The sequence below is a fragment of the Albimonas donghaensis genome (assembly GCF_900106695.1).
Classification (GTDB): domain Bacteria; phylum Pseudomonadota; class Alphaproteobacteria; order Rhodobacterales; family Rhodobacteraceae; genus Albimonas; species Albimonas donghaensis.
Genome location: NZ_FNMZ01000019.1, coordinates 1 through 8,482 on the forward strand (window position 1 = coordinate 1; position 8,482 = coordinate 8,482).

The 8,482-nt window shown below is 70.6% G+C and carries 8 protein-coding genes and 1 tRNA gene; 7 read left to right on the plus strand and 2 right to left on the minus strand.

From position 1 onward, the window contains the following. Positions 1–89: 89 nt before the first annotated feature. The gene (locus BLV24_RS22175; RefSeq protein ID WP_176954879.1) at positions 90–263 is read left to right on the plus strand and encodes a hypothetical protein; all 174 of its coding nucleotides are present in this window, start codon (positions 90–92) and stop codon (positions 261–263) included. A 463-nt stretch (positions 264–726) separates the two neighbouring features. On the opposite strand, the gene BLV24_RS21205 is transcribed toward BLV24_RS22175, so the two are convergent. Continuing rightward, positions 727–1,668: a hypothetical protein gene (locus BLV24_RS21205; protein WP_143040404.1), complete on the minus strand. Its 942-nt coding sequence runs from the start codon at positions 1,666–1,668 to the stop codon at positions 727–729. Between the two features lie 326 nt (positions 1,669–1,994). Here BLV24_RS21205 and BLV24_RS21210 point away from each other — a divergent pair, with 326 nt between their 5' ends. Genes BLV24_RS21210 through BLV24_RS21220 form a run of 3 tightly spaced genes read left to right on the plus strand, consistent with a single transcriptional unit; the run spans position 1,995 to position 4,751 of the window. Next, on the plus strand, positions 1,995–2,600 hold the full coding sequence (locus BLV24_RS21210) for a DUF3489 domain-containing protein (protein WP_092685665.1): 606 nt from the start codon (positions 1,995–1,997) through the stop codon (positions 2,598–2,600). Then, positions 2,590–3,093, plus strand: coding sequence for a DUF2924 domain-containing protein (locus BLV24_RS21215; RefSeq protein ID WP_092685667.1), 504 nt, complete (start codon positions 2,590–2,592; stop codon positions 3,091–3,093). Before BLV24_RS21210 ends, BLV24_RS21215 begins: the two co-directional genes overlap by 11 nt. Continuing rightward, positions 3,090–4,751: a recombinase family protein gene (locus tag BLV24_RS21220; protein WP_092685669.1), complete on the plus strand. Its 1,662-nt coding sequence runs from the start codon at positions 3,090–3,092 to the stop codon at positions 4,749–4,751. Before BLV24_RS21215 ends, BLV24_RS21220 begins: the two co-directional genes overlap by 4 nt. 195 nt (positions 4,752–4,946) lie before the next feature. Here the strand turns inward: BLV24_RS21220 and BLV24_RS21225 are convergent. Then, positions 4,947–5,032, minus strand: a tRNA-Tyr gene (locus BLV24_RS21225). A gap of 185 nt (positions 5,033–5,217) precedes the next feature. Here BLV24_RS21225 and BLV24_RS21230 point away from each other — a divergent pair. From BLV24_RS21230 to BLV24_RS21240, 3 genes are all read left to right on the plus strand, one after another. After that, positions 5,218–6,003: a TrmH family RNA methyltransferase gene (locus BLV24_RS21230; RefSeq protein ID WP_092685671.1), complete on the plus strand. Its 786-nt coding sequence runs from the start codon at positions 5,218–5,220 to the stop codon at positions 6,001–6,003. Positions 6,004–6,254: 251 nt separating this feature from the next. Beyond that, entirely contained in the window at positions 6,255–6,767 is a 513-nt protein-coding gene (locus BLV24_RS21235; RefSeq protein ID WP_092685673.1) for a CoA-binding protein, read from the plus strand. Between the two features lie 127 nt (positions 6,768–6,894). Then, complete coding sequence (locus BLV24_RS21240) at positions 6,895–8,391, plus strand: methyl-accepting chemotaxis protein (protein WP_092685675.1); 1,497 nt, start codon at positions 6,895–6,897, stop codon at positions 8,389–8,391. The last annotated feature ends 91 nt before the right edge of the window (positions 8,392–8,482 follow it).

Consider the following 8,482-nt stretch of genomic DNA (forward strand, 5'->3'; position numbering starts at 1 on the left):
CCTGGAAGCTACGCCGCCTCGGGCCAGCTCCCCGTGCTCCCAGAGGGGGCAGTTTTGGAGGCCGATAAGGGGTCAAACTTCGGCGCCGATTGACAGACTGGGACTGGCTGCGCGCGCGCAAGCGGATGTTCGAGGACGAGGTCGCCGAGCTGGAGGCGACGCTCGAGGATGATCCCGATAACCCTCACCGCGACCTGATCGAGGCCGACATCGCGCATGACAAGCGCCTGCTGAAGAGGCTGAAGATCGTCTTGCCGGACTGAGGGGACCGCGCACCCGCGCGCTCGCGGTTGCGGCGTCAGGCTGAGTCGATCGCGCGGCAGATGACGAAGATCACCTACCTTTGCGAGATCGTCGAGATCGGCAACGACAGCTGGCGCTTCAAGAACCACGCCTGACCTACCCTCCTCAAGCGCGACGAGGCAGCCCTGACAGCACCTCCGCCTACGGCGCGGTCAGGGCTGCCTCATCAGGGCCTCCGGAACGGGCCCCTCTTCCGCGCCGATCAGAAGTTCCGTTCCAATGCCGTTTGACAGCACAAGAATTGTTTCTCGATATCAGATATTTGCGCGCTCCTGGGGCGGGGGCCCGGTTCGGAGCCGATCCACACCTATCGCAGGGCGCCTTCCACCAGAACGACGTAGCCCCAGCCCCTCGCAACGACCGCGGCCGCCTGGCGATCCCGCTCCTTTTCATCTGCCGGATACCGCATCACGGCACTGACCCTCAGATCGGAGGACCGACCACCGGACCCGAAGGCATTCGCGATGAACCCGATCTAGCGCAATTCGCCGGATGAGGTCCGGTGGAGCAGTTCCCTGGAGCACCGCCCGCCAACTTCAAGACGGTCGCCGACGGCGACCTCGGTCTCGATGTATGCCTGAACCGCGTCTGCTTGCGGAGACCGCTCGCCGCCGTCGCGTCTTCGGCATCCTCGAGGTCTGCGGACAGCACCGCTCTGAACGCCTCGGGCTCGAAGCTCCCGGTAGCGGCGGCGGCTGACGGGTTCAGAAGGAGGACAAGGTCGCCGGACCGGAATCCGGTCGTCGGCGCTTTTCCTGAAAGGAAAGACTCGGCGGCGGCGGACAGCGCACCCGGCCGAAGCCGGGGATCCCCGGACCTGTAAAGCGCAGCCCCCACCACCCCGGCGGCGCCGGCGAGGTCGAGACCTGGCTCGCGCATGATCGCAAGAAGGGCGTCGAGCGTAGGCGGGGCGTTCTCCGCCGAGGTCAGCCAGCCCAACATCTTTCTCAGCGCGCGGGCGCTCGTTCCGGATGTCGCCGCGATCTTCGAAGCGATATCGTGCACGGCCTCCGCACTCGAGGATATCGGCGCAAGGGCATGCCTGGGCTCAGGCTTCGGCTTCAAGTCGTCCCAAGTCAGCGTCCAGACTCGCACCCGGCCAGAACGCACCATTCGAAGTCGATCTTGCAGATCCTTCGCGATGTCGCCGGCATGATGCTCCCAGCCATCCAACTCCACCACGATGGGCGGCGAGCCGGAGCTCTGCCCTGGCGTCAGAAGAAAATCGACGCGCTTTGAGGGCAAGCCGGGGAAGCGGCGATCGATCTGAACCTGTGTTTCGAGGTCCCAGAACGTCGTCTCGCCGGCGTCGTTCTTGGCCTCGATCTGCCAGGTGTCTCGCGCCCCGGCCCGGGCCTTGCGCACGAACGGGTCTCCGCCGTCTTCGCGCGGGAACCGGCGATGGCGCGACGCCCTCATGGAGCGTGGCGCGGCGTTTCCTGGCGGGCATTCGAAAAGGTCGCGCCTGACGAGCGTCCACGGCGCCGCGTGCGCGGGTCGCCTGATCTCCAGGCTTCTCATGTTCTTCAGACTGGCCGTCGAATTCGCTCGACTTCCGCCGCACGGGAAGCGGTGGTGTCGGCGTCGCGACGCAGGGCCGGGCCTGCCGCGACCGCCTCGGGCTCGTCGCCGGGGCCTTGCGCGGTGGGAGGCCGCGCATCGGGCGCGGGCCTCGCCTGGAGACCGCGACGATGACCCAGAAGATCAAGCTCACCGACCTGCAGCTCGTGCTGCTCTCCGCCGCCGCCGCGCGGCCTGATTTCATGCTGCTGCCGCCGCCCGAGAGCGTGCGGGCGAAGGGCAAGACGCTGGAGCGGGCGCTGGCCCGCCTGCTCGACGCGGGCCTGGTGGAGGAGGTGACGGCCCGCCACGACGCCGAGGCCTGGCGGGTGACTGAGGACGGCGTGAGCTTCGGCCTCCGCATCGCCTCGGCCGGCATGGACGCCATCGGCTTGCCGGGCAGCTCAGCCGAGGACGGCGATGCGGCGCTTGATGCGACGGCGGAGCCAGACGTGGCGCCGACGAGCGGCGAGCCGGCGCCGGCGGACGAACCCGCCCCTGCCAAGCCCCACTTCCGGCCCGGGACGAAGCAGGCGCGGCTGGTCGAGATGATCTCGGCGCCCGACGGGGCCGGGATCGATGCCCTCTCTGAGACGCTCGGCTGGCAGGTCCACACCACCCGCGCGGCGCTGACCGGGGTTCGGAAGAAGGGCCTCGCGGTCGAGAGCGCGAAGGGCGCGGACGGCAAGGCCGTCTATCGCATCGCCGGCGAGGAGGTCGGGTCGGATGCGGCCTGAGCGGACGGCGAAGCGAGGCGGCGGCTCGACCGCCTCCCGCCTGGCGGCGGAGCTGGAGCGGCTGGGCGGGCTGGACGCGGCGGCGCTCCGCCTGGTGTGGGCGGAGAGGACGGGCGCGGCCGCGCCCGCCTCCGCCGGCGGTCGGCTGATGCGGCTGGCGCTGGCGCATGCGGCGCAAGCCGAAGCGCTGGGCGGCGAACCCGCCCGGCTCGCCAACGCCTGGCGGCGGATCGAGACGGCGCGGGCGTCCGGCGCCTCCGCGCCGGCGGCGCTGCAGGCCGGCGGAGGGACCGCGCCCACGCAGGCGACGCCCGCCGGCGCCAGGCTGATCAAGACCTGGCGGGGCGAGACGCATGAGGTGCTGACCACCGCGGACGGCGTCGAGTGGAAGGGGCGGCGCTACGCCTCCCTCTCCGCCGTCGCGCGGGCGATCACCGGAACTCGGCGCAATGGCCCGGCCTTCTTCGGCCTGCGCGAGGCAGCCGGTCGATGAGCCTGAAGCGCTGCGCGATCTACACCCGCAAGTCGTCCGAAGAGGGCCTCGACCAGGACTTCAACTCGCTGGAGGCGCAGCGCGAGGCCTGCGCCGCCTACATCCTCAGCCAGCGCCACGAGGGCTGGCGGGAACTGCCCGACCGCTATGATGACGGCGGCATCTCCGGCGGGACCATGAACCGCCCCGGCCTGGCGCGCCTGCTCGCGGATGTGCAGGCGGGGCGGATCGACGTGGTGGTGGTCTACAAGGTCGACCGGCTGACCCGGGCCTTGTCCGACTTCGCGAAGATCGTGGAGATCTTCGACGCGGCGGGCGTGTCCTTCGTCTCGGTCACCCAGGCGTTCAACACGACCAGCTCGATGGGCCGGCTGACGCTGAACGTGCTGCTGTCCTTCGCCCAGTTCGAGCGGGAGGTCACGGCGGAGCGGATCCGGGACAAGATCGCCGCCTCGAAGCGCAAAGGGATGTGGATGGGCGGCCTGCCGCCGCTGGGCTACGACGTGAAGGACCGGGCGTTGGTCATCAACGACGGCGAGGCGGAGACGGTGCGGATGATCTTCCGCCGCTATCTGGATCTCGGCTGCGTTCGGGCGCTGAAGGTGGAACTGGATGCATCGGGCGTGGTCAGCAAGCTTCGGGCGAACGGCTCGGGCGGCAAGCCGATCTCACGCGGCGCGCTTCACGCCCTTCTACGCAACCCGGTCTACATCGGCGAGACCCGCCACAAGGGCGAGCACCATCCGGGCCTCCACGCGGCGATCCTGGATCGCGCGACCTGGGAAGCTGTTCAGCGCGCGCTCGACGACAACGGGGGCGGGGCGCGGACGGGCGCCCCTCGGCCGACGATGCGGCCGCTCGACGGGTTGCTGTTCGATGCGCAGGGCCGCGCGATGAAGCCGACCCACGCCTCCCGCTCGATCCGGGCGGGCCAGGGCACGGTTCGCAAACGGTATTGGTACTACGCCTCTCGGCCGGATGAGGGCGCGCCGGCGATGCGGATGCCTGCTGAGAGTATCGAGGCTTTCGTTACAAAAACCTTAACCGAACGCATTGGCGATGCCGACCGGCTCGCCGCCGACCTGCTTCAGGCTGGCGCGAAGCCCTCGGCCATCGCGGACGCGCTCGACCGCGCGAAGGCCATCGCCGCCAGCGCTGCGGATCGGATCGGCCCGTTGCTCGACCTCATCCATCGCATCGACCTGGGCGACGGGATCATGACGATCACGATCAGCGCCAAAACACTCATCCGCCCCATGGCCAGCGATGCGCAGATCGAACCGATTCGGATCGAGGCGCCCCTGCGCACCCGCCAGGCCGGACGCGCCAAGCCCATCGTCATCGGCATGGACCGGCGCGAGCGGAAGCCGGATGCCGACCTCATCGCGATGGTCGCGGACGCGCGGCGATGGGCGAAGGAGCTGCTCTCCGGCGCCGCCGTCTCGGTCGGAGAGATCGAGCGGCGCGAAGAGAAGCGCAAGGGAACGGTCAGCCGAATTCTGCCTCTGGCTTTCCTGGCGCCGGACCTCGCCGAGGCGATCCTGAACGGCCGCCAGCCGGAGACGATGACCGCTGGCGCGCTGCGCCGCCTGCCGGACCTCCCGCTCGACTGGGCCGAGCAGCGGCGCGCCCTCGGCTTCGATCATCGTCCGAATTGACCGGGCCGCCAGCGCAACGCCTCTCTCAAGACCTCACCCGAAACACGCCCGCAGAGCAAACGCCCCCACGAGGGGCGTTTCCGCTCCGATATCCGTGCTCTCGTGAGGTTCCGACACCGCCATACGCGCCTAACCCACAGAAATCGCGTGGACTTCCGATACGGCGCAACTACCACGGTTCGTCAGGGGGGTGCGTGGTGGAGGGGGCTGGATTCGAACCAGCGTAGGGTTTCCCCGACGGATTTACAGTCCGTTGCATTTGACCGCTCTGCCACCCCTCCACAGGGCGCGACGCGGGGTGTAAGGCGACCCGCGCGAGAGGTCAACCCGCCTCGGCGCGGTTTCGTGACGGCTCCGGCACGGACCCGGCGTCGCAGGGTCCCGCCGCCCGCCCGCGCCCGCCCGACTTGCGCCCGCCCCCGGGACGTGGTCTGCGGAGGATGACGCAAGACGAGGATGACGAGCCATGGCCCGCAAGCCCGACTGGGTGGTGGATAAGGAACGCGCGCGACGCGAGGGGCCCCCGCCCGTCTGGCTCTTCGGCCTGCACGCCGTGCGCGACGCCCTGCTCAACCCCGCCCGGGTCCGCCGCCGCCTGATCCTGACCCGCAACGCCGCCCTGCGGCTGGGGGACGAGGTGCTCGCCGCCGCCGGGCTCGAACCCGAGATCGCCGATCCCCGCCGCTTTCCCGCCCCGCTCGACCCGCAATCCGTCCACCAGGGCGCGGCGCTGGAAGTCGAGCCGCTGGACTGGGGCCCGCTGGAGGAGATCTGCGCGCCGCAGGGCGAGAACGACCTCGTGGTCCTGCTCGACCGGGTGACCGATCCGCACAATGTCGGGGCCATCCTGCGATCCGCCGAGGTCTTCGGCGCCCGCGCGGTGATCGCCCCGCAGCGCTATTCGGCGCCCGAGACCGGAGCGCTGGCCAAGACCGCCTCCGGCGCGCTGGAGCGGCAGCCCTATCTGCGGGTGAAGAATCTCGGGACCGCGATGGAGCAGCTCAAGGAGCTGGGCTACGCCTGCGTCGGGCTCGACGGGCTGGGCGAGACCGACATGGACGCCGCCGTCGCCGCCCTGCCCGGCCGACCGCTGGCGCTGGCCATGGGGGCCGAGGGGCCGGGCCTGCGCGACAAGACCCGCGGGCTTTGCGACAGCGTGGCGCGCATTCCCTCGGCGGCGGAGTTCGCCTCGCTCAACGTCTCGAACGCGGCCGCCGTGGCGCTCTACGCGGCGCGGGCGGCCCGCCGCTGAGCGTGTCGGCCGCGTGACGTTAGCCCTTGTAACAAAGCGCAAGATTTCGAGAGGGCTTTGAATTCCGCCCATTCCGCCCCATATGGAAGGATGAGCCGACGTGGTTGGGTTCGCCCTGGCTTCGTCAACTCATTGTCCCTCGTTCAAACTTTCAGCCCGCGCTTCGGCGCGGGCTTTTTTTGTCCGACGACATCGCGCCGCGGTCGCGCGAACTCTTTCCTCGCCCCCCGCGGGCGCCTAGATTTCACGGCATGACCGATGCAGCGCCCCTCCCGACCCTCACCCCCGGCCCCGACGGGCTGCGGCGCATCCTGCGCGCCACCCGCACCATCGCCATGGTGGGGGTCTCGCCCAATCCGGTGCGGCCCTCCAATTACGTGGGGCGCTACCTCGCGCTCAAGGGCTTCCGGGTGATCCCCGTCAACCCGGTGCAGGCCGGCAAGCGCCTGTGGGGACAGGAGGTGCGCGCCAGCCTCGCCGACATCCCCGAAAGCCTCGGGCCCATCGACATGGTGGACATCTTCCGCCGCTCCGAGGATGCCGGCGGCGTGGTGGACGAGGCGCTGGAGCATCTCGCGGATCGCGGACTGAAGACGATCTGGATGCAGATCGGCGTGCATAACGGCCCCGCGGCGGAGCGCGCCCAGGCGAGGGGCGTCGAGGTGGTCAGCAATCTCTGCCCCAAGATGGAATATCAGCGCCTGTTCGGCGAGCTGCGCATGGGCGGCGTCAACACCGGCGTGATCTCCTCGAAGCTGAGCTGAGCTGAGCCGAACGGGGCGGCCGGGCGCCGCGGAGGCGGCCCGCCTCAACCTCGAGTTAATCGGGCTTTGCGACAACCGCCTCGCCCCGGACGCGACGTCGCCTCCGGGGGAGGTTGGAGGTTTCCGCATGCCCACCGCTCACGCGCTCCCGTCCGGCCCGGTTGCCGGCGCGCGCCGGCACGTCGCCCAGATGGCGGACGGACGGTCCGGCGCCCTCGCCCGCACGCCCGCCCCCGCGCCGCCGCCGCCGGTCAGCGGAACCGCGGCCACGGACCTGTCGGAGTCCGCCCTGCGCCTGGGGCGGGAGATCGTGGATCTCGCCGGTTTCCTCGAAGAGGTGGACAAGGATTCGGCCGCGCTGAACGCGCTTCTGTCCGACCTGCGCGCCGGCGCGGCGGAGGTGGCGGCGGCCAACGCCTCGGTATCCGAGAACGCGCGGGCCATCGGCGCCGCCACCGACGAAAGCGCCCGGCTGGCGGAGGATTCGACCCGCGCGCTGGCGGCCGCCGTCACCCGCATCCGGGATCTGGCGAACTGGGCGCGCTCTCTTGAAACGCGGATCGAGGCGCTGGAGGACACGCTGCATGGCGTGGCCGAGAGCAACGCGGACATCAGCCAGATCGCCATGCAGGTGAACATCCTGGCCATCAACGCCTCGGTCGAATCGGCGCGGGCGGGGCCGGCGGGGCGCGGCTTCGCGGTGGTCGCGGACGCGGTCGGCGCGCTGAGCCAGCGCACCAAGACCGCCGCCGACAAGGTGGGCGACCGCATCCGGACGCTCGACGCCTGGGCGGAGGACCTGCGCGGCGCGGCCGGCCAGGCCTCCGGCATGGCCGGGGAAGTGCTGGAGCAGGCCGAGCAGGTGGGCCAGCGGCTGGGCCGGACCTCCGAGGCGCTGCAGGGCATTCGCGGCCAGGGCGCGGATATCGCCGAACACGCCGTGGCGATCGAACAAGGCGGCATGGCCTTCGACGGCGCCATGGACCGGATGCGCTGGGCGGTCCAGGGCTCGGTGGAAAGGGTGAGCGAGAGCCGCGCACGCCTCGACGGGCTGGTCGACCTGTCCGAGGGGATGGTTCAGGCCGCCGCCGGGCTGGGCGGCGACATGGCGGACGCGCGCTTCATCGCGCTGGTGCGCGCGGTGGCGGGCCGGGTTTCGGCGGCGTTCGAGGCCGGGCTGGCCAGGGGCGCGATCGACGCCGGCCGGCTCTTCGACCAGCGCTACGCCCCGATCGAGGGCACGGAGCCCCCGCAGGTCATGGCCCCGTTCACCCCCTTCTGCGAGCAGGTGCTGCCCGAGCTGCTGGAGCCCGCGGCGGCCGAGGATGCGCGGATCATCTTCTGCGCGGCGGTGGACCGGAACGGCTATCTTCCGGTTCACAACCGCAGGTTCTCCCAGCCGCAGGGGCCGGACCCGGTGTGGAACGCCGCCAACTGCCGGAACCGCCGGATCTTCAACGACCGGGTGGGGCTGAAGGCCGGCCGCTCGACGGCGCCGTTCCTGCTTCAGACCTATCGCCGGGACATGGGCGGCGGGAACTTCGTGCTGATGAAGGATCTCTCGGCCCCGATCACGGTCGGCGGCCGCCATTGGGGCGGGGTCCGTCTGGCGGTGACCTACTAGAGCGGAATCCTACCAGTCTGGATCGTATCGGCATGCGCTGAAGCAGTCGGCGCATTCGGCGGGGGTGTAGGCGTCTGCGATGCGGCCGATG

Bases quoted from the DNA above. Each gene is read 5' to 3' on its own strand.
- BLV24_RS21210 (WP_092685665.1), top strand. From the start codon at position 1,995: ATGACCCAGAAGATCAAGCTCACCGACCTGCAGCTCGTGCTGCTCTCC.
- BLV24_RS21215 (WP_092685667.1), top strand. From the start codon at position 2,590: ATGCGGCCTGAGCGGACGGCGAAGCGAGGCGGCGGCTCGACCGCCTCC.
- BLV24_RS21220 (WP_092685669.1), top strand. From the start codon at position 3,090: ATGAGCCTGAAGCGCTGCGCGATCTACACCCGCAAGTCGTCCGAAGAG.
- BLV24_RS21230 (WP_092685671.1), top strand. From the start codon at position 5,218: ATGGCCCGCAAGCCCGACTGGGTGGTGGATAAGGAACGCGCGCGACGC.
- BLV24_RS21235 (WP_092685673.1), top strand. From the start codon at position 6,255: ATGACCGATGCAGCGCCCCTCCCGACCCTCACCCCCGGCCCCGACGGG.
- BLV24_RS21240 (WP_092685675.1), top strand. From the start codon at position 6,895: ATGCCCACCGCTCACGCGCTCCCGTCCGGCCCGGTTGCCGGCGCGCGC.